Origin of the sequence: Streptomyces sp. NPDC093018, assembly GCF_040684035.1 — a bacterium.
Taxonomy (GTDB): domain Bacteria; phylum Actinomycetota; class Actinomycetes; order Streptomycetales; family Streptomycetaceae; genus Streptomyces; species Streptomyces murinus.
In genome coordinates, this window is record NZ_JBFBFF010000014.1 from 144180 (window position 1) to 167184 (window position 23005).

Here is a 23005-nt window from a genome sequence, read left to right on the forward strand (position 1 = left end):
GCCCTTTCTCCTCATCTTCCTCACGACGCACTTCGCCGTGAGACGGATTTGGCACCTTCCCTAGCCGGGAGCCTCGCTGTGATGAGAACGAGAACCGACTGGAGGGTTGCCGGGGCTTCATCGGGCCGTGTCCCTCTGCCCCTCTGGATGAGCGGTATTCGATTGTGTCCGCAGTGCTGCGGTGTGTCCGCGCGCGACCCCCGACATGCGATGGTCATCGGCGTTGCTCAAGACTGTAACCGAAGGCCTGGAGAGTTGAGATAGTCGTCCGTACCGCGAGACGAGCCGCGAGACGAGCGTGAGGAGCCGGGGACCGTGCTGGAAGAAGTCGAGCGCTGGATGGGCAACCGCTCCTGGTCCGTGCGCGATCGGCCGGCGCACCAGGTCCTGGCGGCGAAGGGGCGCACCGGCCAGACCATCAGCGTGGTGCTGCCCGCGCTCGACGAGGAGGAGACCGTCGGCGAGATCGTCGCGGTGATCCGGCGCGATCTGATGGAGCGGGTGCCGCTCGTCGACGAGGTCCTGGTGATCGACTCCGGCTCCACCGACCGCACCTCCGAGGTCGCCGCCGCGGCGGGCGCGCGGGTGGTGCACCGGGACGCGATCCTGCCCCGGATACCCGCGGTGCGGGGCAAGGGCGAGGTGCTGTGGCGCTCGCTGCTGGTCGCCACCGGGGACATCATCTGCTTCATCGACGCGGACCTGCGGGAGTTCTCCTCCGACTTCGTCCTCGGCATCGTCGGCCCGCTGCTCACCGAGCCGGACGTCCAGCTGGTGAAGGCGATGTACGACCGTCCGCTCGCCGGTACGGCGGGGCAGGGCGGCCGGGTCACCGAGCTGATGGCGCGCCCGCTGCTGAACATGCACTGGCCGCAGCTGGCGGGCTTCGTGCAGCCGCTGGGCGGGGAGTACGCGGCCCGGCGCTCGCTGCTCGAACAGCTGCCGTTCCCGGTCGGGTACGGGGTGGAGCTGGGCATGCTGGTGGACGCGCTGCACCTGGTGGGCCTGGACGCGCTGGCCCAGGTGGACGTCGGGGTGCGCAAGCACCGGCACCAGGACGGGCAGGCGCTCGGCCGGATGGCGGCGGCCATCTACCGCACGGCCCAGCTGCGGCTGGCCCGCGGCCATCTGGTGCGCCCCGCGCTCACCCAGTTCGAGCGGGGGGTCTCCGGCTTCGAGCCGCGTACCTACGCGGTGGACACCGAGGAGCGGCCGCCGATGACCGAGATCGCGGAGTACGCCCGCCGCCGGGTGGCGTGAAAGCGCAGGTACGGCCCGCTGCGGCGGCGTTCCGGGCGGGTCCGTTGGTTTGAGGGTTTCCGGGCCGGGCTAGGTTCTGGACCATGGCTTCCACGCACGGTGCTGAGGTGCTGGTCGCGTCCAATCGCGGCCCGGTTTCGTACGAGACGGGCGAGGACGGTTCGCTGCGCGCCAAGCGGGGCGGCGGCGGGCTGGTCTCGGGCCTGTCGGCGATCGGCCCGGAGACGAACGCGGTCTGGGTGTGCGCCGCGCTGGGCGACGGCGACCGGGCGGCCGTGCGCCGCGCCGAGGGCGGGCTGCTGCCGGAGGCGGACACCGGCGGGCAGCGGGTGCGGATGCTGGACATCGACCCGGAGGTCTTCGCCGCCGCGTACAACGGGATCGCCAACTCGGTGCTCTGGTTCGTGCACCACATGCTCTACCAGACCCCGCTGGAGCCCGTCTTCGACGCGGAGTTCCGGCGGCAGTGGGCGGCGTACGAGGCGTACAACCGGGCGTTCGCGAACGCGCTGGCCGAGGAGGCGGGCGAGGGCGCGGCGGTGCTGATCCAGGACTACCACCTGGCGCTCGCCCCGCGGATGCTCCGCAGGCTCCGGCCCGATCTGCGCATCGGCCACTTCTCGCACACGCCGTGGGCACCGGCGGAGTACTTCCGGCTGCTGCCGGACGACATCGCGGCGGAGCTGCTCACCGGGATCCTCGGCGCGGACCGGGCGGCGTTCCTGACCCGGCGCTGGGCGGACGCGTTCACCGAGTGCTGCCACGCGGTGCTGGGGCCCGGGATCCCCGCCGGTACCCGGATCGGGGTGCACGGCCTGGGCGCGGACGCCGACTTCCTGCGCGAGCGGTCCCACCGGCCGGACGTGGCCGAGCGGATGGCGGCGCTGCGGGCGGAGATCGGCGAGGGCCGCCGGACGATCGTGCGGGTCGACCGCACCGAGCTGTCCAAGAACATCGTGCGCGGGCTGCTGGCGTACCGGCAGCTGCTGGACGAGCACCCCGAGTGGCGGGAGAAGGTCGTACACGTCGCGTTCGCGTACCCCTCCCGGCAGGACCTCGCCGTGTACCGGGAGTACACGGCGGAGGTGCAGCGGGTCGCGGAGGAGATCAACTCGGCCTACGGGACGCCGGGTTGGATCCCGGTGGTGCTGCATGTGAAGGACGACTTCGCCCGCTCCCTGGCCGCGTACCGGCTGGCCGACGTGGCGCTGGTCAACCCGATCCGGGACGGCATGAACCTGGTCGCCAAGGAGGTCCCGGTCGTCTCCGACGAGGGCTGTGTGCTGGTGCTCTCGCGGGAGGCGGGGGCGCACGAGGAGATGGGCGAGGACGCGCTCACGGTCAACCCGTACGACATCACGGGCACCGCCGAGACCCTGCACACGGCGCTGACCATGCCGGCCGAGGAGCGGGCCGAGCGCTCGAAGCGGCTGGCCGCGGCGGGCACGGCGCTGCCGCCGGCCCGGTGGTTCCTGGACCAGCTGCGCGCCCTGGACGATCAGTCCAGCTGAGCCGCCAGCGCGGTGAGGAGCCCGACGACGCCCTCGGGGCCGTCGACCACCAGGTCCGCCCGCTCGGCCAGTTCGGTGACCTCCGTGCTGCCGCTGCACACGAGGAGTCCCGGGGTGCCCTCGGAGCGGAGCTTGTCGACGGCGGCGTAGGCGGGGAGGTCGCCGAGATCGTCGCCGGCGTAGAGGACGGAGCCGGCACCGGTCTCGCGGAGGTACTCGCCGAGGGCGACGCCCTTGTCCATGCCGGGCGGGCGCAGTTCGAGGACCATCCGGCCGGGTTCGACGATCAGCCCGTGGCGGGTGGCGAGTTCGGCGAGGGGGGCGCGCAGGGCCTCGTACGCGGCCTGCGGGTCCTGCGCGCGGCGCGTGTGCACGGCGAGGGCGCGGCCCTTCTCCTCGATCCAGGTGCCCTGCCAGGCGCCGACCCGGTCCAGCAGGCCCGGCAGCTCGGCGCGGACGGCGGCGACGCCGGGGTGCGGGGCGGGGGCGGTGACGGTGCCGGTGGTGGCGTCCCAGCGTTCGGCGCCGTAGTGGCCGAGGACGGTGAGGTGGTCGAGGCCGGGGACACCGGCGAAGCCGCCGTAGCGGACCGCGACACCGGCGGGCCGGCCGGTGATCACGGCGACATGGGCGACCTTGGGGGCGAGGGCGGTGAGCGCGGCGACGGCGGCGGGGTGGGCGCGGGCCTGCTCGGGGTCGGCGACGATGGGGGCGAGGGTGCCGTCGAAGTCCAGGCCGATCACCGCGGCGGTGGGGTTGGCGAGCAGCGCGGCGAGTCCGTCCCGGCCGGCCTGGGTGGCGGGGCTCGGCAGAGGATCCATGTACCGACACTATCCAGCGGGGGCGGTTGTCACGCCTGGCGCTCCTCCTCAGCGCTCCGCGCGTCTCGTCTCCCTGATCCTGCGCAGGCGGTTCACCGTGACCGGGTCGTGGGAGAGGGCGCGTTCGTCGTCGAGGAGGGCGTTGAGGAGCTGGTAGTAGCGGACCGGCGAGAGGTGGAGGTCCTCGCGGATGGCGCGTTCCTTCGCGCCGGGTCCGGCGAAGGACCGGCGTTCCAGTGCGAGGATCTCCTTCTCGCGCTCACCCAGTTCCATGGGGAAACCGTAGCGCTCAGTTGGTGCTGGCCGCGCTGTCCGCCGCCGTGGCCGTGGCCTGGAGGCGGGTGAGGACGCCCGCGGGGTTGCCGCCGGGCGCGACGGCCTGGCCGATGTTCTGCTTCACGGCCGCGCTGACCGATGCCCAGGAGGTCTTGCCCACCGGGTACATCTCGCTCGTGGCCAGCTGGTCCAGGAAGGGGTGCAGGGCCTTGTCGGGCGCCGCGTCCGACGCGCTCATGGCGTTGGACGCGGAGGTGGTGACCGGCAGGAGCCCGTAGGTGCGGGAGAAGTCGAGGACGTTCTTCTCGCTGTACACGTAGTTCAGGAAGTCGCCGACCTGGTCGGCGTGGCCGTTCTGCTTGAACGCCATCATCCAGTCGGACACCCCCATCGAGGCCCGCGCCCGCCCGGTCCGGCTCGGCGTCGGCACCATGCCGAAGCGCACGCCCTTCGCCTCGGCCTGCTGGATCAGCGTGGGATGCCCGTCGACCATGGCGGCCTGCCCGTCGGCGAACGCCGCGAACGCCTGCGCCCGGTTCAGCTTGCCCGGCGCCACCGGACCGGTCAGCCCCTTGGCGACCAGGTCGTCCTTGAGCCAGGAGAAGGTCCGCACGTTCTGCTCGGAGTCGATGGTGTAGGTGCCGATGTCATCGGTGTAGCCGGTGCCGCCGGTACCGCCGTCGCCGCCGCTGAGCAGCCACTGCATCGTCTCGGCCTGCGCCTCCTCGGGCCCCAGCGGCAGCGCGAAGGGGTACTTCACGCCCTTCGCCTTGAGCGCCTTGGCGTCCGCGGCCAGCTCGTCCCAGCTGGTCGGCGGGGTGGTGATGCCGGCGCTCGCGAAGAGCGTCTTGTTGTAGAAGAGCACCCGGGTGGAGGCGGCGAAGGGGATGCCGTACTGCGTATGGCTCCACTGGCCGGCGTCGGACAGCTGGGAGAGGAAGTCCGCCTGGGTGCGGATGGAGAGCAGATCGGAGGCCGCGTAGAGCTTCCCGGCCGCCGCGTAGTCGGCGTACGCGCCGATCTGCGCCAGGTCCGGCGCGTGCCCGGCGTCGACCATCTCCTTGACCTTGCGGTCGACGTCGTTCCAGGAGTACACGCTGACCTGGACCTTCACGCCCGGGTGCGTCTTCTCGTACTCCTTGACCAGCGAGTCCCAGTATTTCTGCGAGCTGTTCCCCGCCGAGTCGCCGTAGTCCGCGGCCACGAGTCTGAGGGTCACATCGGAGGAGCCGGTGCTCCCGCAGCCGCCGAGGAAGGCGGTCATGCCCATGGCGGACACCGTCGCGATCATTCCTGCCGTACGCCGACGCACCGTCAAAACCCCAACCCCGCTGTCCGAACAAATAAATCAGATGAACGCCTAAGGTCTACACCACGCGAGTGGACTAGACCTCTCGTGGGTCAGCGGGCCACACTGTCCCCGTGAGACATGTCATCGCCCTGGACGTGGGCGGTACCGGGATGAAGGCCGCCCTCGTCGGGGACGACGGCGCCCTGCTGCACCGCGCCCGCCGCGCCACCGGCCGTGAACGCGGCCCCGACGCGGTGGTCGCGGGCATCCTCGACTTCGCCGCCGAGCTGTACGCGTACGGCACCGAGCGCCACGGCCCGCCGGCCGCCGCCGGCATAGCGGTGCCCGGCATCGTCGACGAGGAGCACGGCACCGCCGTCTACGCCGCCAACCTCGGCTGGAAGGACGTACCGCTGCGCGATCTGCTCGCAAAGCGGCTCGGGGTGCCCGTCGCGCTCGGCCACGACGTGCGCACCGGCGGGCTCGCCGAGGGCCGGATCGGCGCGGGCCGGGGCGCCGACCGCTTTCTGTTCGTACCGCTCGGCACCGGCATCGCGGGCGCGATCGGCATCGACGGCCGGGTGGAGTCCGGGGCGCACGGCTTCGCGGGCGAGATCGGCCATGTCGTCGTACGGCCCGGGGGCACGCTCTGCCCCTGCGGCCAGCGCGGCTGCCTGGAGCGGTACGCCTCCGCGGCCGCCGTCAGCGAGGCCTGGGCGGCGGCCGGCGGGAACCCGGACGCGGACGCGGCAGACTGCGCGCGGGCCGTCGCGGCGGGCGACCCCGGTGCCCGGCTGGTCTGGCAGGAGGCGGTGGACGCGCTCGCCGACGGTCTGGTCACCGCGCTCACCCTGCTGGACCCGCGCACGCTGATCATCGGTGGCGGTCTCGCCGAGGCGGGGGAAGTGTTGTTCCAGCCCCTGCGGGACGCCGTCCGGCGCCGGGTCACCTTCCAGAAACTGCCGTCCATCGTCCCCGCCGCCCTCGGCGACACCGCCGGCTGCCTCGGCGCGGGCCTGCTCGCGCGGGATCTGCTGACGACCACTTCTACTCCGGAGGTAGACACCTGATGGCCAGTCCACGAGGAGCCGCGACGGAGCCGCGGGTGCTCACCGGCGCGAACGTGGTGCTTCCCACCGGCACGGTGAAGAACGGCACCGTGGCCATCGACGGCACGCGCATCACCGGCGCGCCCCCGGCCGACGCCGCCGTGCTCGACGTGTCCGGCCACTGGCTGGTCCCCGGCTTCGTCGACCTCCACAACCACGGCGGCGGCGGCGCCTCCTTCTCCGGCACCGCCGAGCAGATCCTCACCGCGATCCGCACCCATCGCGCGCACGGCACCACCACCCTGGTCGCCTCCACCGTCACCGACGAGATGGACCTGCTGGTCCGCCAGGCCGGGCTGCTCAGCGAGCTGGCCGAGCAGGGCGACATCGCGGGCATCCACTTCGAGGGGCCGTTCATCTCGCCGTGCCGCAAGGGCGCCCACTCCGAGGCGCTGCTGCGCCACCCGGAGCCGGCCGAGGTGCGCAAGCTGATCGACGCGGCGCGCGGGCAGGCCCGGATGCTCACCCTCGCCGCCGAACTGCCGGGCGGCATCGACTCGGTACGGCTGCTCGCCGAGCACGGGGTGATCGCGGCGATCGGGCACACGGACGCGACGTACGAGCAGACGGTGGACGCCATCGAGGCGGGTGCCACGGTCGCCACGCACCTCTTCAACGCGATGCCCGCCCTCGGCCACCGCACCCCGGGTCCGGTCGCGGCCCTGCTGGAGGACGAGCGGGTGACGGTCGAGCTGATCAACGACGGCACGCATCTGCATCCGGCCGCCCTGGAGCTGGCGTTCCATCACGCGGGCGCGGACCGGGTGGCGTTCATCACCGACGCGATGGACGCGGCCGGGATCGGCGACGGCCGCTACATGCTGGGCCCGCTGGAGGTGGAGGTCAGCGAGGGGGTGGCCCGGCTGGTGGAGGGCGGTTCGATCGCCGGCTCCACACTGACGCTGGACCGGGCGTTCAAACGCGCGGTGACCGTGGACCGGCTGCCGGTCGAGGCCGCGGTGAAGGCCCTGTCCGCCAACCCGGCCCGGCTACTGGGCCTTTCGGACCGGGTCGGTTCCCTGGAGCCCGGCAAGGACGCGGACCTGGTGCTGCTGGACGCGGACTTCGACGTACGGGGCGTGATGCGGCACGGCGAGTGGGTGGTCGCTCCCTAACTGGGCTGATACGCCCGGCTTTTCCCTGCGATCGGGGCCGACCCGCATCTGGGTCGGCCGCCGTCTCTTTGGCATGATCAGGGCCCCGGAACGACGGCTTCGAGGGAGGCAGCCCGGGTGATCCTCACGGTCACGCTGAACACCGCTCTCGACCTCACCTATCGGGTGCGGTCACTGCGTCCGCACGCCTCGCACCGGGTCTCGGAGGTCATCGAGCGGCCGGGCGGCAAAGGGGTGAACGTGGGCCGGGTGCTCGCGGCGCTCGGGCACGAGGTGACGGTCACCGGGTTCGCGGGCGGCGGCACGGGCGCCGCGGTGCGGGAGGGGCTCGCCAAGGCCGCGGGGCTGGCGGACGCGCTGGTGCCGGTGGCGGGGGCGACGCGGCGCACGATCGCGGTCGTGGACGAACACTCCGGCGACACGACGCAGTTGAACGAGCCGGGACCGCAGATCGCGCCCGCGGAGTGGGCCGCGTTCCTGGACCGCTATGCGGAGCTGCTCTCCGGCGCATCGGCGGTGGCCCTGTGCGGCAGCCTGCCGCCGGGGGTTCCGGTGGGGGCGTACGCGGGCCTGATCCGCACGGCGCGTTCCCTGGGCGTACCGGTCCTGCTGGACACCAGCGGCGAGCCGCTGCGCCGCGGGGTGGCGGCCCGCCCCGACATCATCAAGCCCAACGCCGACGAACTGGCCGAACTCACCGGCTCCCACGACCCCTTGCGCGCCACCGAATCCGCCCGCCGCCGCGGCGCCCACACGGTCATCGCGTCCCTGGGCCCGAACGGCCTGCTGGCATCCACCCCGGAGGGCCGCTGGCGCGTAATCCCGCCCGCCCATGAGCACGGCAACCCCACCGGCGCCGGCGACTCAGCCGCCGCCGGCCTCCTGTCGGGTCTGCTGGACCAGCTCCCCTGGCCGGACCGCCTCACCCGCGCGGTCGCCCTGTCGGTGGCCACTGTGCGGTCCCCGACGGCGGGTGACTTCGACCGCGCGGTCTACGAGAGGCTCCTGGCGCGATTGTCGGTGACGACGGCGTGAGGGCTTTGTGTCACCGGCGGGTTGACCGAGAAACGCCCTTTCCTTCATCTCAGCCAGGTGGTCAAATAGCGATCTGTCCGCTATACGACCAATAGCGGGAGATGTAGGGGGAATCTCGCATGAGCATGTTCAAGAAGAGCCTGGCGATGATGGCTGTGACCGGTGCTTTGCTCGGCGGCGCCTTTGCCACACCGGCTTCGGCGGCCACTCCCAATACCTGCCCGAAGGGCAAGGTGTGCGGATGGTCGAAGACCAACAGGACCGGAACCAGGACCGTCCTCTCCGTGACGCCCGGCTGCTATCCCTTCACTGCGGCCCGGTCCGTCTCGAACCAGACGTCCTACCGCCTGGTGTTCTGGCACATCACCCCCGGCACCGGCTGTGATGTCGGTACCAAGCTGTTCACCCTGAAGCCGGGCACCTACTCGGACAACACCCGTTCCACCGTCACGGGCATCGAGGTCTGGGCGAAGTAGCAGCAGGAGCCTGACGACGGTCCCCGGTACGCCGGGGACCGTTCCGCTGTCCGAGAGCTACTGGACCCACAACTGGTCGATGAGGGCGTTGCACTGGTTGCCCTGTCCGCAGGCGATCGTCACCGTGTTGGAGCCCTGGTTCAACGTGACGGGAGCCCAGGTGGTCTGCCAGCCCTTTTCGAAGTCGCCCTTCGGCGAGCCGATGAAGTTCTTCATACCCAGCGGCTGCTGGTTGGACTTGCCGTTGACCGTCACCGTCGCATTGGCGTCCTCACCGGGAATCGCATAGCGCACGTACAGGCGGTACGAGCCGGCCTTCTGAACATCGGCGACGGTCCAGGTGACGGAGGCGCCCACCTGGTTGAGGCCGGCCACGTACTTGCCTCCAGCCCCCTTCGCACCCTTGACGTCCGTAGCCACCGAGGTGCCGCCCGCCAGCTGCACGGAACCGTCCGCCGCGTCGACCTTCGGCAGTGCCCCGTCCGCCGAGCTGCTGCTCGTCGGGGTCGGGTCCGTGCTCTGGGACTGGGTCGGGGTGGTGCCGGCCTGGTTGTCGGACTTGTCGTCGGAGTTGCCGTTGAGCATGGCCACGCTGATGCCGATGACCACCGCGGCAACCACCGCGATCGCGCCGATCAGCAGGCCCTTGGTGTTGGGGCCGCGGCGGCCGGGGCCGGGCGCCGGGGCGTGGCCCGCGGGCGGGGCGCCGCCGGGGAGCGTCTCCGGGGCCTGGTAGTGCGCGTTCGGCTGGCCGTAGGCACCCTGCTGCGGGACATGGGGCGGCTGCTGCTGGCCGTACTGACGCTCGCCGACCGCGCGCACCCTGCTGACCGAGTTCGGGTAGCCGTAACCACCGGACGGCGGCTGGGCTCCTCTGGCCTGGCCGTCTGCGTACAGATAGCCGAACGGGTCGTCTTCCTCGGGCGTGCTCGCGCCGTTGTCGCCGGGCGTCATCCCTTGGTACTCCTCAACAGGTGCGAACGGATACGGTCATGGCTGGAAAGGCGAGCCTACCCGTTCCGCTTAGCCCAAACAGGTGACGCAGACCGCATCAACTCGCTGACCTGGGGCTCATCCCGCGCGGCGATGTTGTTTGGGACGAGATCGTTTCTCTACGTACATCCGCTCGTCGGCGGACTTCAACACTTCGTCGGCGGTCATCCCGCAGTGTGCCCACCCGATGCCGAAGCTCGCCCCCACCCGGACCGCCCGGCCCTCGGCGCGGATCGGCTGGATGATCTCGTTGCGCAGCCGTACCGCCAGGTCCTCGGCGTCCGCGCGGCCGAGCCCGTCGGCGAGGATCACGAACTCGTCGCCGCCGAGCCGGGCCACCGTGTCGCCGTCGCGCACCCCCTGGGACAGCCGCCGCGCGACCTCGATCAGGACGGCGTCGCCCGCGTTGTGCCCGAACCGGTCGTTGATCGACTTGAAGCCGTCCAGATCGCAGAAGAGCACCGCGAGCCCCTTGGTGCCGTCGTCCTGCTCGCCCTCGGGCGCGACCGTGTGCACATGGTGGTCGTAGCCGTCGTACGACTCCGCGCCCGGCGCGAAGTCGAAGCCGTGCCCGCTGGGGCCGTCGAAGGCGGGGTGGTGGCCGTAGGCCGCGTCCAGGGACTCCAGGGCGTGCGCCGGGCGGCGGCACAGCCGGGCGGCGAGCCGCGAACGCAGCTCGGCGGAGTTCGGCAGGCCGGTCAGCGAGTCGTGCGAGGCGCGGTGGGCGAGCTGCAGCTCGCGGCGCTTGCGCTCCTCTATGTCCTCGACGTGGGTGAGCAGGAAGCGGGGCCCGTCGGCGGCGTCCGCGACCACGCTGTTGCGCAGCGACACCCACACATAGCTGCCGTCACGGCGGCCGAGCCGCAGCTCGGCGCGCCCGCCCTCCGCCGAGGTGCGCAGCAGGGTGCCGATGTCCTCGGGGTGCACCAGGTCGGAGAAGGAGTAGCGGCGCATCGCGGAGGCCGGGCGGCCGAGCAGCCGGCACAGGGCGTCGTTGGTGCGCAGGATGCGGCCGTGCTGTTCGCCGCCCATCTCGGCGATCGCCATACCGGACGGCGCGTACTCGAACGCCTGTCGGAAACTCTCCTCGCTCGCCCGCAGCGCCTGCTGCTCGCGCTCCAGGCGGACCAGGGCGCGCTGCATATTGGAGCGCAGCCGGGCGTTGCTGATCGCGATGGCGGCCTGGAAGGCGTACATCTGGAGGGCCTCGCGGCCCCAGGCGCCGGGCAGCCGGCCGTTGCGCGGGCGATCCACGGATATGACGCCGAGCAGTTCACCGCAGGCGCCGCCCTGGGCGCCCGGCGTGTACATGGGGGCGAAGAGACGGTCGGAGGGGTGCCACTCGCCCTCGAAGCGGGGCGCGGGCCCGTCCGTGAACCACTGGGGCACATCGTCGTCGTCCAGCACCCAGCCCTCGGTGTGCGGTATGAAGACGAGATCGCCCCAGCGCTCACCCATGCCCAGGCGCCGGTCCCAGGCATCGCGGGAACCGACCCGGCCGGTGATCAGGGCCTCGGCGGCGGAGTTGCCGGAGAACGCGGCGACGACGAGATCACCGTCGGGTCGTACGAGGTTCACGCCCGCCATCTCGTACCCGAGGGCGTTGACCACGCCGTCGGCAACGGTCTGCAACGTGTCCGCCAGGCTGCGCGCCGTGTTCATGTCCGCCATGACCTGGTGCAGCTGCCGCAGGGACGCAAGACGGACATACGGCTCCGACTCGGTCTCCATGCTCGCCCTCCCCCCGAGACCTCGCAGCGAATCAAGGGTCGTCGTCTTCGGCGCCTCGTGGTTGCTCCAGCAGTTTCACCGCCACTGAATCACAGCGCGCTGCTCACCCGGTACACAGGGTCAACAATTCCTGCCCCTTGTGACTCAAGTCACAGCAAAACATGAACAATTGGGCGGAGTTTCGGCGTTTTCCATGCGTTCACCGAATGCCTGCTTTCCGGTTCCACTCCGCCGCTGGTCCTAGGTCCCGGCTCGGCCGGAGGCCCGATGCGACGGGCGTAGAGCGCAGACTAGCGTTTCCGGCGTGCTGAAGACGCCTTCTCCCACCGCCCTCGCCGCTTCCGGGCATGCTGAGGGGGTGAGCAACGACGAGTTCCGGGCCGCGATGTCCCGGCTGGCCGCGGGCGTGGTCCTGGTCACCGCGCAGGAACCGCCGCTCGACCCCGACGACCCGGACGCCCCGGGCGTGGAGGACGTCGGCATGACCGCCACGGCCTTCCTCTCGGTCTCCCTGGATCCGCCGCTGGTGCTGGTCAGCCTGCGGGAGGGCTCGCGCATGGACGACCTGCTCGCCGAACAGCCGCTGTGGGCGGTGTCGGTGCTCACCGAGAGCCAGCGGCACATCGCGGGCCGCTTCGCCATGAAGGGCCGGATCAGCGACCGGCTCCTGTTCGAGGACATCGCGTACACCCGCGGCGAGGTCACGCACGCCCCGCTGGTCGGCGGCGCGCTGGCGACGCTGGAGTGCCGCACCGAGCAGCGGGTGGCGGCCGGCGATCACACCCTGGTCGTCGGCCGGGTGCTGACCGCCCGGGTGCCGAGCGCGGAGGGCGGCCCGCTGACGTATTTCCGGGGCCGTTACCGCCAGTTGGGCTGAGCCTTCCCTTTATTTCCGTGGTGGCGCGGTGAATTCGCCGCCTAGGGTGCGCGGATGGCACCGCATCTGGAAGAGATCACGCCCCGCAATTTCGAGACGGCGATCGGCATTCGCGTCCGGCCCGGCCAGGAACACGCGGTCGAGCCGGTGGAACGCTCCCTCGCCGAGGCCTGCGTCCACCCTCCGGGGGTGGCCTGGCCGCGGCTGATCCTCGACGGCACCCGGCCGGTCGGGTTCCTGATGGCCTTCCTCGACATCGACTGGTACGGCGACGGAAGCGTCCGCAGGTCGGGGCTGTGGCGGCTGAACATCGCGGCGGGCGAGCAGGGGCGGGGGTACGGCCGCTTCGCGGTCGCCTCGGTGGGCGCGGAGATCCGGCGCCGGGGCGGCTCCGAGCTGTACGTCACCTGGCATCCCGGGGCGGACGGCCCCGAGGAGTTCTATCTCCGGCTGGGCTTCGGGAAGAACGGGGAGACGAGCGGGGGGCAGACGGTGGGGGTGCTGGGTCTGGGGGACGCGTAGCCGGAGACCGGAGAGAGGGCGGCGCGGGGGCCCGCTCACCCCCAGTCGCGCCCCGAACGCCCGCGCTTGGTGTCGGCGCGCTGCTTCTTCTCCCGCAGCCGGCGCTCGTTGATGCCCCGGGGTATCCGGGTGGGCCTGCGGGGCTTGGGCGGGGGCGCGGTGGCCTCCGCGAGAAGGGCCGCGAGGCGTACGGCGGCGCTCTCGCGGTTGCGCCACTGGGAGCGGTGCTCGGACGCGCGCACGGTCACCACCCCGTCGACGAGACGGGTGGCCAGCCGCTCCAGGGCCCGCTCCTTCCACACCGGCGGCAGCGACTCGGTGGCCGCGAGGTCGAAGCGCAGCTCCACCTGGGAGTCGCTGGTGTTGACATGCTGCCCGCCCGGACCGGACGACCTGGAGAAACGCCACATCAGCTCGGCCTCGGGGAGCGAGACGGAGCCGCGGATGAGGTGAGGACCGGACATGCCCTCCATGTTCCCGGGCCGGGCCCCGCCACGTCACCTGGATTTCCGGATCCGTGGAGAAGTGCGGGTAAAAAAGGTAAAGGGGTGCGGAACCATGGGCACCCCCCTCGACGTTCTCCCGGGTGACGGTAGCTTCGTCGGCACGTACAGGGATATCTAGGAAGGGACTCCCAACATGGCTGTAAGCCTGTCCAAGGGTGGCAACGTCTCGCTCTCCAAGGAGGCTCCGGGCCTGACGGCCGTCACCGTGGGCCTCGGCTGGGACGTCCGCACCACCACGGGCACGGACTTCGACCTGGACGCCTCCGCCATCGCGGTCAACACGCAGGGCAAGGTCTACTCGGACGCCCACTTCGTCTTCTTCAACAACAAGCAGACCCCGGACAGCACCATCGTGCACACCGGTGACAACCGCACGGGCGAGGGCGCGGGCGACGACGAGGCGATCAACGTCAACCTGGCCGGTCTCCCGGCCGACATCGACAAGATCGTCTTCCCGGTCTCCATCTACGACGCGGAGAACCGCGGCCAGAACTTCGGCCAGGTGCGCAACGCGTACATCCGCATCGTCAACCAGGCCGGCGGCGCGGAGATCGCCCGCTACGACCTGTCCGAGGACGCCGCCACCGAGACCGCCATGGTCTTCGGCGAGCTGTACCGCAACGGCGCGGAGTGGAAGTTCCGCGCGGTGGGCCAGGGTTACGCCTCCGGCCTGGTCGGCATCGCCCAGGACTTCGGTGTGAACGTCTGACGGACCGCCGTCTCCGCCCTTCCCCGGCCGAGGGTCCGGGGAGGGGCGGAAACCCCGGCGCGCGCCCCGGTCACGGATGCGCCGGTTTGCCCTCCCCGTACAGCCAGTCCTTCCAGATCTCGCCGAAGTCCTGGTCCGGGAAGCGGTGTTCGACGTACGCCGTGAAGTCGGCGGTGCTCGCGTTGCCGTACCGGTGCGCGGCCGGCCAGGCGCGCAGGAAGGCGAAGAAGGCCTTGTCGCCGACCTTCTGGCGGATCTTGTGGAGCACCATCGCGCCGCGCTCGTAGACCGGCGACGCGGAGATGTGCGCCGCGCCGGAGGGGATCGCGGGCGGGAAGGCCCACAGGGCGCTGTCGTGCTCGTCGTAGTAGTAGCGGAAGGTCTTCTCGGCCGAGTCACCGCCGTGGTCCTCGTCCCACAGCCACTGCGCGTACGTGGCGAACCCCTCGTTGAGCCACATGTCCCGCCAGGACTTGGGGGTGACGCAGTCGCCGTACCACTGGTGGGCGAGTTCATGGACGAGGGTGCCCAGCTCGGGGGCGCCGGGGAAGACCGGCCGGTTCTGCGTCTCCAGCGCATATCCCGCGTCGTCCGGCCGGTCGACGATGGCGCCGACGGAGGAGAAGGGGTACGGCCCGAATGTGTCCTCCTCCCACTTGACGACCTCGGGCAGCCTCGCGAGGACCGCCGCGCTCGCCTTGGCCTGCGTGGGGTCGACCGCGGTGAGCACGGGCAGCCCGCCGGGCCCCTTGGACCGGGTGATGTCGAAGTGCCCGATCGCGACGGTCGCGAGATAGCTGGCCATGGGCTGGGCGGTGTGCCAGTGATAGGTCGTACGGCCGGCCCGGCTGGACTGGTCCGCCAACTCGCCGTTGGACACCGCCTGGAGGCCCTCCGGCACGGTGACGGTGATGTCGTACGTGGCCTTGTCGGAGGGGTGGTCGTTGCCGGGGAACCACGCCATGGACCCGACCGGCTCGCCGAGCCCGAGCGCGCCGTCGGCCGTGGGCAGCCAGCCCTCCGCGGAGCCGTCGGGATCGGTGAGGGTGCCGGGGACGCCGGAGTAGCGGACGGTCGTACGGAAGGTGCCGCCCTTGCGCAGATCGTCGTGCGGCCGGACGGTGAGTTCCTGTCCGGCCCGGTTGTAGCGGGCGTCCCGGCCGTCGACGCCGACCGAGTCCACATGCAGCCCGGCGAGATCCAGGTCGAACGCGGACAGGTCCTTGGTGGCGCGCGCCGTGATGACCGCCGTACCGGTGAGGCGGTGGGTGGCCGGGGTGTAGTCCAGGGTGAGGGCGTAGTGGTCGACGTCGTACCCGCCGTTGCCCGCCTTCGGGAAATACGGGTCCCGCAGCCCCGGACCCCCCGGTGTACCGCGCACCCCGCCCGCGCACCCGGTGCCGGCGAGAACGAGCGCCAACGCGACCGCGGCGGCCGGTACCAGGCGTACGGATCTGGACATGTCAGCGATCTTAGGCGGAAGCGGATCACCGGCGGGAGACATCTCCGGGGGTGGATCGATCACCGGCCCAAAAGCTCTCCGCCTGCGGAAACAGCGTCCGGACACAGCCGGCTCACAGGGAGGGCGGGGCCGGGGACCGGCACCGCCCCCGGGGTTCCCGGGCCGCCGTGACACCATCGAGCCGTGCTCGATATCGGCTACGCCCTCTCCAACCGGTTTCCGGATCCTCCGCAGACCGACTACCGCCGCGCGGATGTGCGCGCGCTGCGGCACGATCTGTTCTGCGGGGATGTGTATCTCGCGGACACCACGTCGGACCGGGAGCTGTCCACAGCCTGGGGATGGGTGCCGGTGCTGGACTTCGCGTGGGCGCTGTGCGACATCGTGGAGCGGCTGGACCGGGATCCGATGGGCTCCCGGGCCGCCCGGCCGCAGCGGGCGGAGCTGGACTTCACCGAGTCCAGTGACCGGCTGCTGTTCGAACGCCGCTTCGGCTGGGTCGACATCATGGCCGACTGGCAGCCGCTGGACGAGGCCCCGCTCTCCTTCGCGCACGCCGAACTGCGCCGCGAGGCACGGGACTTCCTCCAGGACCTGGTCGCCGACCTCGTCGACCTGCATGAGGACCTGGGTGAGAACCCGGCGATCTGGACCCTCCAGGCCCGCTTCCCCCGCGTCGCGTAACGGGATCGCTCACTCCACGCGTATCCCGAGCGCCGCCGCCAGCACCGGGGCCAGGTCGAGCAGCTGGCCGGTGCCGATCACCGCGCCGGACAGCCGGTCGAGGCCCCGGGCGATCTCCAGCGGGGCGGCGCCGCGCAGATCGACGTCCTTCAGCGTGGCCCCGGTGAAGTCCGCGCCCTTCAGCGCGCAGTCCACGAACTCCACCCGCTCCAGGCGCGCGCCGCCGAAGTCCGGTTCGACCAGGACGCAGGACTCGAAGACCACGTCCCGCAGCCGGGCCATGCGCAGATTCAGATAGTCGATCTTGCCGCCGCGCACCACGACCCGCTCCAGCACCGCGCCGTGCAGCTGGGTGCCGCCGAGGCGCGGATCGGTCAGTTCGACATCGCGCAGGGTGGCCTCGGACAGATCCGTGCCGACCCCGCGGGGACCGGTGAGCGCGGTGTCCAGCACCCGGGCGTGCCGCAGCTTCGTCCCGTCGATCGCGCAGCCGCGCAGCGCGCAGTCCATGAACCGGGCGCCCGCCGCGTCCTGGCCCGTGAGGTCCGCGTCCGCGAACTCAAGGCCGTCGTAGTCCCCGTCGGGCTCAAGGCCGTCGCCGGCCCATGGCTCCAGCGGCGGCAGTCGCAGCTCCGGCCGTCGTGCGCCCCGTCCCACCCGGCTCCCGCCGGTCGTTCCCCTCGCCATGGGTCCATGCTGCACCCCACCACTGACAATCGCCGCCACCCGCCCCCCACCTGCGCCGACGCCCCTTGACCTCAAGCGCGCTCCAGGTCGCGGTTACGGCACCGTCGGAAAGGTCGTACCGGAACCCTGAGAGAACCCCTGAGAAAAGCCTGAGAATCAGGGCGAAGTCACCCAGATGCGGCACCCACCGATCCATGGTGTTCTGGCCAGATGAGCATCGGCCGAACGGGTGAGTCCCGGGCCGCCGCGGAGGGTACGGATCCGCACCGCTGGTGGGGGCTGGTCGTCATCGCCCTGGCCCAGCTGATGGTGGTCCTGGACGCCACGATCGTGAACATCGCGCTCCCCTCCGCGCAGCGCGCCCTGCACATGTCCGACGGCAACCGGCAATGGGTGATCACCGCGTACACCCTTGCCTTCGGCGGGCTGCTCCTGCTGGGCGGCCGGATCGCCGATCTCGTGGGGCGAAAACGCACCTTCGTGATCGGTCTGGCCGGCTTCGCGCTGGCCTCGGCGCTCGGCGGGGCCGCGACCGGCTCCGGGATGCTCTACGGCGCCCGCGCGCTGCAAGGGGTCTTCGCCGCCGTGCTCGCGCCCTCCGCGCTGTCCCTGCTGACCACGATGTTCACCGACCCCCGCGAGCGCGGCAAGGCGTTCGGGGTCTACAGCGCGCTGGCGGGCAGCGGTTCGGCGATCGGGCTGATCGTCGGCGGGGTGCTCACCGAGTACCTGACCTGGCGCTGGTGCCTGTACGTCAATGTGCCCATCGCGGCGCTCGCGGTCTTCGGCGCGTGCACGCTGCTGCACGACCGTCCCGGGCACCGGGAGGTCCGGCTCGATGTGCCCGGAGTGCTGCTGGGCTGCGGGGGCCTGGTCGCGATCGTCTACGGCTTCGGCGAGGCCCAGCCGCGCGGCTGGTCGGACCCGCTGGTGCTCGCGCTGCTGGCGGCCGGGGTGCTGCTGCTCGTGGCGTTCGTGTGGTGGCAGGCGCGGGCGCCGAGCCCGCTGCTGCCGCTGCGCATCCTGCGCAGCCGGGACCGGGCGGGCTGCCTGCTGACGATGACGTTCGCGGTGATCGGCATGTTCGGGCTGTTCCTGTTCATGACCTACTACCTCCAGGTCGTCCTCGGCTACTCGCCGGTCCGCACGGGCCTGGCGTTCCTGCCGATGACCGCCGCGATCGTCGCCGGGTCCACCCAGATCTCGGCGCGGCTGCTGCCCCATGTGCCGCCGCGGCGGCTGCTGGTGCCGGGGATGCTGCTGGCGACGGCCGGGCTGCTGCTGCTCACCCGGCTGACCCCGCACTCCTCCTACGCCGGGGAGATCCTGCCCTCCCTGGTGCTGCTGGGGCTCGGCCTGGGGCTGACCTTCATGCCGGTGTTCGCCACGGCGACGGCGGGGGTCGCACCGAGGGACGCCGGGGTCACCTCCGCGACCGTCAACACGGCCCAGCAGGTCGGCGGTTCGATCGGTACGGCGCTGCTGAACACGATCGCCACCACCAGCGCGGCGGCCTATGTCGCCGCCCGTCCGCACCGGCCCGCCGCGGTCCCGGCCGGCGTGGTGCACGGCTATACCGTGGCCATCGCCTGGGCCGCCGTGATCATGCTCGGCGCCGCCCTGACCGCGGGCCTGATGGTGACCGCGCCGGCCCCGAAGCACGCCACCGCGGCCGGCAGTGCGGTGCGGGAGCCGGTGGGCTGAGGCAGGGACGCGCCCCGCCGACGACGGCCGGGGCCTCGCCGACGGGGCGCATCCCGTTCCGCAGGTGTCAGTCGAGCGGGACGTCGAAGTTCTTCGCGGTGATGTTCGTGCCGTCGGAGGCCTTGGCCGCCAGGCGCTTGTAGCGCAGGACGAGCTTGTCCGCGTCCTTGGTGGGCGTGAAGACGACCCAGCCGGTCGAGGTCTTGCCGGTCTCGGCGTCCTTCAGCGGCGGGTAGCCGGCGGCCTTGATCTCGTCGTCCAGGATGGTGGTGCTCGCCTGGTCGATGCCGTTGGGCATGCCGGTGAGGTAGAAGGACGTGGCGCCGAAGCTGTCGTAGTACTTCGAGCTCGCGGTGACCGTGACGTCGACCAGGACGACCTTCTCGTCCGCCAGCGCCGAGAATTTGGCCTTCGACGCCGCCGACGGCTGGAAGTCCTTGATGTACTTGATGACGGTGGCCTTCTCGCCCATCACGTCGTCGTTGATCGTCTTGTTCACCGGCACGGCGGTACCGGCGGCCGCGCCCCCGTTGCCGGCGGCCGACTGCGAGGGCGACGCCGCCGGGGAGGAGCTGTCGGCCGCGGCGGACGCGGTCGGCGCGGGCGAGGACGCGGAGTCGGCGCCCGAGCCGGAATCGTCGTTGCACCCGGTGAGCAGCAGGGCGCACGCGGCCATCGCGGCGACGGCAGGAACGCTGGTGGCGACCCGTATACGCATGAAAAGAGAACCTCTCCCCGTAGAAGAAATGCGGGCCCACCGCACGGTTGCCGTGGCAAAGCGGACTCGATCATTCATCTGGCTTGTTTGCAGCGGGGATCATACTTGCCGCCCCAGGTCGCGTTTTTGTCATGGTCCCGTTCCGCTTTGGTCAGGGGACCAACGCCCGGCGCCTCAGTGGCGTCCCGCGATCCGGTCCGCCGCCTTGGCCAGCCGGGAGGACTCCGTCGCCGGGTGGAGGCGTTCGCGCTGGTCGGCCGTGTGGTAGGTGGCGTACATGCCGTGGACGCCGAGCCAGCGGAGGGGCTCGGGCTCCCACTTGCGCACCTTGTGGCCGACCCAGGGCAGTTCGGTCAGCTCGGTGCGGCCCGCCTGTCCGGAGTCCTGCTGGACGAGGTCGCGCAGGGTGCGGGCGGCGAGGTTGGTGGTGGCGACGCCGGAGCCGACGTAACCGCCCGCCCAGCCGAGCCCGGTGGCGCGGTCGAGGGTGACGGTGGCGCACCAGTCGCGCGGCACCCCGAGGACGCCGGACCAGGCGTGGGTGACGGCGACCTGGGCCAGGGACGGGAAGAAGCGCACCAGGATGTCCCGCAGCGCCTCGACGGTCGCACGCTGGGTGCGGCCGTCGTTGTCCGTGCGGGAGCCGAAGCGGTACGGCACCCCGCGCCCGCCCAGCGCGATCCGGCCGTCGGCGGTGCGCTGCGCGTACATATAGGCGTGCGCCATGTCGCCCAGCGTCTCCCGGCCCGCCCAGCCGATCGCCGCCCACTGCGCCTCGGTCAGCGGCTCGGTGGCGATCATCGAGGAGTTCATCGGCAGCCAGGTCCGCTTCTGGCCCTTGAGGGAGGCGGTGAAGCCCTCGGTGCAGCGCAGCACATAGGGGGCGCGGACGGTGCCGTAGGGGGTGACGGCGTGCTTGGGACGGATCTCGGTCACCGGGGTCAGCTCATGGATCACCACGCCCAGCGCCTCGACCGTCGCCGCCAGGCCCTTCACCAGCTTCACCGGGTTCAGCCGGGCGCCGTGCGGGGTCCAGGCGGAGCCGACGGCGTCCGCGACCCGGATCCGCTCGGCCGTCTCCCGGGCGCCGTACAGCTCCCGGTCCTTCTCGCCGTACGACAGCTCGTGCTCGTGGAAGGCCCGCAGCCGGGCCAGCTGCGCGGGGGTCGTGGCCACCTCCAGGACGCCGCCCTTGTGCAGGTCGGCGTCGATGCCCTCCGCCCCGGCGACCGCGATCACCTCGTCCACGGTGTCGTTCATCGCCTGCTGGAGGCGTACCGCAGCCTCCTTGCCGTGCAGCTTCGCGTAGCGGTCGCGGCCCGCGATGCCGTTGTACAGCCAGCCGCCGTTGCGGCCGGAGGCGCCGTATCCGCAGAACTTCTGCTCCAGGACGGTGATCCGCAGGAAGGGCGCGGCCTTCTTCAGGTAGTACGCGGTCCACAGGCCGGTGTACCCGCCGCCGACGATCACCACGTCCGCCGTGGCGTCCCCGGGCAGCGGTTCCCGTACCGCCGGGAGGCCGTCGTCCACGTACCAGAAGGAGATGCCACCGTTCACGACACTGCTCGCCGAGCTGCTCATGGCCGGGAACCTAACCCTTGAACGCGGTCAGTGTCTCCTTCGGATTCCATGCTTTTCCGCGGCCTCTGGTCAGCGGACAGCAGGCCAGACCGATCAGCAGCGCGAGGAAATGTCCGACGTCGGTGAAGGTGGGCGCCTCGGTCAGGGGCAGCGCGAAGACGAGGGTGGCGACGGCGAGGTAGGCGTAGCGCCAGGGAGCCGCGATGCGGTAGGTGAGCACGCCGACGACCCCGGCCAGGGCGTAACTGACGCCGATGTCCAGGGTGTTGGCCGCCGAGTGCGGTGCGATGCCGTCCCGGATCGCCTTCAGCAGCAGGCCCTCGCTGACCAGGGACGCGAGCACATGGGCCGCCACGCACACCAGCAGCCAGCGGGCGGTGCCGAGCCAGCGTTCGGCCGGGGCGTGGAAGACGGTGTACAGGAACGCGTACGGCAGCCAGCGCCCGCCGTCGATCCACATCGCGCTGGTGACCAGCACCCGCAGCGGGGTGCGGGACAGCTCGTGGATGTTGGTGGACCTGCGGCGCAGGAAGTGCTGCTCGAACCCGGGCGACATGTGGTGCACCGCGACGGTGGTGACGAACAGGACCGCCAGCCAGACGTAGGTGCCCGGGGCGCTGCGGACGTAGCCCGCGACCGCCCCGAGTCCACGGCGGAGGGGGTTGACCCGGGTCACGTCGCCAGTATGCGTCCCCGCGCGCGGACACGCCGCCGATTGGCCTATCCACACATCTACGGATTATTCGGTCATAACGTACCCAGTATGAAGAGATGTCACCTCGCTTATGCCGCGAGCGCCGTCGCGGCACTCGTCGGTTCGGGAATCGGTCTGGGCGCCTCCCCCGCGGCCGCCCTCCATCAGACCCTCGTGGTCCACCAGGGTGAATCGATCCAGAAGGCCGTGAACAGCGCGCGGCCGGGCGACACCGTGCTCGTGCTCCCCGGCGTCTACAAGGAGAGCGTCACCATCGGCACGCCCCGCATCACCCTGCGCGGGACCGGCGCGAACACGGTGATCGAGCCCGCCACGAAGACGACAGGTGCGGCCCCCAGCAAGAACACCAAGGCCACCAAGAGCTGCGCCGAGGGCGGCAACGGCATCTGTGTGATCGGCACCAAGACGACGAACGTCGAGGGCGTCACCGTCGCCGATCTGAAGGTGACCGGCTTCAGCCGCGCCGGGGTGTTCGGCATGGCGACCGACACGATGACCGTACGGGGTGTCCAGGCCGTGAAGAACGCCGTGTGGGGCATCGCCCAGGAGCGTTCCGTGCACGGGCACATCATGGACAACTACGCGCAGGGCAACGGCGACGCGGGCGTCTTCCTCGCCAACACCATCACCGAGGAGGCCGGCGCCCTCGACACCCGGCGGACGGTGATCGACCACAACCGGCTGGAGGGCAACCGCATCGGCGTCACCGTGCGGCGGCTGCGCAACCTCTCGGTGGCCGAGAACTACATCGCGGGCAACTGCGCCGGTGTGTTCGTCGTCGGCGACGAGAACAAGCCCAAGGCCGGTGACCTGGAGGTCGCCTTCAACGACGTCACCGAGAACAACAAGTCCTGCCCCAAGACCGACCGGCTGCCCGCCATCCAGGGCTCCGGCATCGTGCTGACCGGCGCCGAGAAGACCGTGGTGGACGGCAACCGGGTCACCAACAACTCGGGCGACTCCCCGCTGTCCGGCGGCATCGTGCTGTTCAAGAGCTTCGTGGGCGTCACCAACGACCAGAACCGCATCAGCGGCAACGCGCTGGCCGGCAACGGGCCCGCGGACCTGGTGAACACCGAGACCAAGGGCATCGGCAACACCTTCGACCACAACGCCTGCCGGGTCTCCAAGCCCGCCGGCCTGTGCTGAGCGCCCGACCGCCGATCCGCCCCACCACCGATCCGCTGGACCGACGCACGCCGAGAACGAAGGAAGGCGGCAG

The 23005-nt window shown here is 71.4% G+C and carries 23 protein-coding genes and 1 riboswitch; of the genes, 12 read left to right on the forward strand and 11 right to left on the reverse strand.

Annotation, left to right across the window (positions count from 1 at the left end):
* Window positions 1-8: 8 nt before the first annotated feature.
* Window positions 9-154: riboswitch (SAM riboswitch) on the reverse strand.
* Between the two features lie 161 nt (window positions 155-315).
* The gene (locus AB0N90_RS27560) at window positions 316-1260 is read left to right on the forward strand and encodes a glucosyl-3-phosphoglycerate synthase (protein WP_037653360.1); all 945 of its coding nucleotides are present in this window, start codon (window positions 316-318) and stop codon (window positions 1258-1260) included.
* 83 nt (window positions 1261-1343) lie between these two features.
* On the forward strand, window positions 1344-2771 hold the full coding sequence (locus tag AB0N90_RS27565; RefSeq protein WP_365201107.1) for a trehalose-6-phosphate synthase: 1428 nt from the start codon (window positions 1344-1346) through the stop codon (window positions 2769-2771).
* Here the strand turns inward: AB0N90_RS27565 and otsB are convergent.
* From otsB to AB0N90_RS27580, 3 genes are read right to left on the reverse strand one after another with little or no spacing between them, the layout of a single operon-like run.
* Window positions 2759-3592 (reverse strand): trehalose-phosphatase, encoded by an 834-nt coding sequence (gene otsB, locus AB0N90_RS27570; RefSeq protein ID WP_361674403.1) that lies wholly within the window; start codon window positions 3590-3592, stop codon window positions 2759-2761. The genes AB0N90_RS27565 and otsB overlap by 13 nt on opposite strands.
* Window positions 3593-3640: 48 nt before the next feature.
* The gene (locus AB0N90_RS27575) at window positions 3641-3865 is read right to left on the reverse strand and encodes a DUF3263 domain-containing protein (RefSeq protein ID WP_361674405.1); all 225 of its coding nucleotides are present in this window, start codon (window positions 3863-3865) and stop codon (window positions 3641-3643) included.
* A 16-nt stretch (window positions 3866-3881) separates the two neighbouring features.
* Window positions 3882-5138 (reverse strand): extracellular solute-binding protein, encoded by a 1257-nt coding sequence (locus tag AB0N90_RS27580; protein ID WP_365201110.1) that lies wholly within the window; start codon window positions 5136-5138, stop codon window positions 3882-3884.
* 152 nt (window positions 5139-5290) lie between these two features.
* On the opposite strand from AB0N90_RS27580, the gene AB0N90_RS27585 reads away from it, so the two are divergent.
* From AB0N90_RS27585 to AB0N90_RS27600, 4 genes are all read left to right on the forward strand, one after another.
* On the forward strand, window positions 5291-6229 hold the full coding sequence (locus AB0N90_RS27585) for an ROK family protein (RefSeq protein ID WP_365201111.1): 939 nt from the start codon (window positions 5291-5293) through the stop codon (window positions 6227-6229).
* Entirely contained in the window at window positions 6229-7383 is a 1155-nt protein-coding gene (gene nagA / locus AB0N90_RS27590; RefSeq protein ID WP_365201113.1) for an N-acetylglucosamine-6-phosphate deacetylase, read from the forward strand. The genes AB0N90_RS27585 and nagA overlap by 1 nt, the downstream gene beginning before the upstream one ends.
* 117 nt (window positions 7384-7500) lie before the next feature.
* The gene (locus tag AB0N90_RS27595) at window positions 7501-8418 is read left to right on the forward strand and encodes a 1-phosphofructokinase family hexose kinase (RefSeq protein ID WP_365201116.1); all 918 of its coding nucleotides are present in this window, start codon (window positions 7501-7503) and stop codon (window positions 8416-8418) included.
* A gap of 119 nt (window positions 8419-8537) precedes the next feature.
* Window positions 8538-8894 (forward strand): peptidase inhibitor family I36 protein, encoded by a 357-nt coding sequence (locus AB0N90_RS27600; protein ID WP_365201118.1) that lies wholly within the window; start codon window positions 8538-8540, stop codon window positions 8892-8894.
* A 57-nt stretch (window positions 8895-8951) separates the two neighbouring features.
* Here the strand turns inward: AB0N90_RS27600 and AB0N90_RS27605 are convergent, their stop codons facing one another.
* A complete protein-coding gene (locus AB0N90_RS27605) occupies window positions 8952-9848 on the reverse strand; it encodes a carbohydrate-binding protein (RefSeq protein WP_365201121.1) in 897 nt (298 codons plus the stop codon).
* 117 nt (window positions 9849-9965) lie between these two features.
* On the reverse strand, window positions 9966-11618 hold the full coding sequence (gene cdgB, locus AB0N90_RS27610; protein WP_365201123.1) for a diguanylate cyclase CdgB: 1653 nt from the start codon (window positions 11616-11618) through the stop codon (window positions 9966-9968).
* Between the two features lie 304 nt (window positions 11619-11922).
* On the opposite strand from cdgB, the gene AB0N90_RS27615 reads away from it, so the two are divergent.
* A complete protein-coding gene (locus AB0N90_RS27615) occupies window positions 11923-12495 on the forward strand; it encodes a flavin reductase family protein (RefSeq protein WP_361674419.1) in 573 nt (190 codons plus the stop codon).
* 54 nt (window positions 12496-12549) lie between these two features.
* Entirely contained in the window at window positions 12550-13017 is a 468-nt protein-coding gene (locus AB0N90_RS27620; protein ID WP_365201125.1) for a GNAT family N-acetyltransferase, read from the forward strand.
* A gap of 35 nt (window positions 13018-13052) precedes the next feature.
* Here AB0N90_RS27620 and arfB read toward each other — a convergent pair whose 3' ends face one another.
* On the reverse strand, window positions 13053-13481 hold the full coding sequence (gene arfB / locus AB0N90_RS27625) for an alternative ribosome rescue aminoacyl-tRNA hydrolase ArfB (RefSeq protein ID WP_085568601.1): 429 nt from the start codon (window positions 13479-13481) through the stop codon (window positions 13053-13055).
* A 175-nt stretch (window positions 13482-13656) separates the two neighbouring features.
* On the opposite strand from arfB, the gene AB0N90_RS27630 reads away from it, so the two are divergent.
* The gene (locus AB0N90_RS27630; protein ID WP_085565353.1) at window positions 13657-14232 is read left to right on the forward strand and encodes a TerD family protein; all 576 of its coding nucleotides are present in this window, start codon (window positions 13657-13659) and stop codon (window positions 14230-14232) included.
* Between the two features lie 70 nt (window positions 14233-14302).
* Here AB0N90_RS27630 and AB0N90_RS27635 read toward each other — a convergent pair whose 3' ends face one another.
* Window positions 14303-15694 carry a M1 family metallopeptidase gene (locus AB0N90_RS27635; protein WP_365201129.1) on the reverse strand — a complete coding sequence of 464 codons (1392 nt, stop codon included), beginning with the start codon at window positions 15692-15694 and terminating at the stop codon, window positions 14303-14305.
* 183 nt (window positions 15695-15877) lie between these two features.
* Between AB0N90_RS27635 and AB0N90_RS27640 the strand changes: the two genes are divergently transcribed.
* Window positions 15878-16378 carry a hypothetical protein gene (locus tag AB0N90_RS27640; RefSeq protein WP_256640413.1) on the forward strand — a complete coding sequence of 167 codons (501 nt, stop codon included), beginning with the start codon at window positions 15878-15880 and terminating at the stop codon, window positions 16376-16378.
* 9 nt (window positions 16379-16387) lie between these two features.
* Here the strand turns inward: AB0N90_RS27640 and AB0N90_RS27645 are convergent, their stop codons facing one another.
* On the reverse strand, window positions 16388-17065 hold the full coding sequence (locus AB0N90_RS27645) for a pentapeptide repeat-containing protein (protein WP_365201131.1): 678 nt from the start codon (window positions 17063-17065) through the stop codon (window positions 16388-16390).
* Window positions 17066-17275: 210 nt separating this feature from the next.
* On the opposite strand from AB0N90_RS27645, the gene AB0N90_RS27650 reads away from it, so the two are divergent.
* Entirely contained in the window at window positions 17276-18769 is a 1494-nt protein-coding gene (locus tag AB0N90_RS27650; protein ID WP_365201133.1) for an MFS transporter, read from the forward strand.
* Window positions 18770-18836: 67 nt separating this feature from the next.
* On the opposite strand, the gene AB0N90_RS27655 is transcribed toward AB0N90_RS27650, so the two are convergent.
* From AB0N90_RS27655 to AB0N90_RS27665, 3 genes are all read right to left on the reverse strand, one after another.
* Window positions 18837-19487, reverse strand: a complete 651-nt coding sequence (locus AB0N90_RS27655) for a hypothetical protein (protein WP_365201136.1) — start codon at window positions 19485-19487, stop codon at window positions 18837-18839.
* Window positions 19488-19661: 174 nt separating this feature from the next.
* Window positions 19662-21068 (reverse strand): FAD-dependent oxidoreductase, encoded by a 1407-nt coding sequence (locus AB0N90_RS27660; RefSeq protein ID WP_365201138.1) that lies wholly within the window; start codon window positions 21066-21068, stop codon window positions 19662-19664.
* A gap of 10 nt (window positions 21069-21078) precedes the next feature.
* The gene (locus tag AB0N90_RS27665; RefSeq protein WP_365201140.1) at window positions 21079-21744 is read right to left on the reverse strand and encodes a rhomboid-like protein; all 666 of its coding nucleotides are present in this window, start codon (window positions 21742-21744) and stop codon (window positions 21079-21081) included.
* 87 nt (window positions 21745-21831) lie between these two features.
* On the opposite strand from AB0N90_RS27665, the gene AB0N90_RS27670 reads away from it, so the two are divergent.
* Entirely contained in the window at window positions 21832-22932 is a 1101-nt protein-coding gene (locus AB0N90_RS27670) for a right-handed parallel beta-helix repeat-containing protein (RefSeq protein WP_365201143.1), read from the forward strand.
* The last annotated feature ends 73 nt before the right edge of the window (window positions 22933-23005 follow it).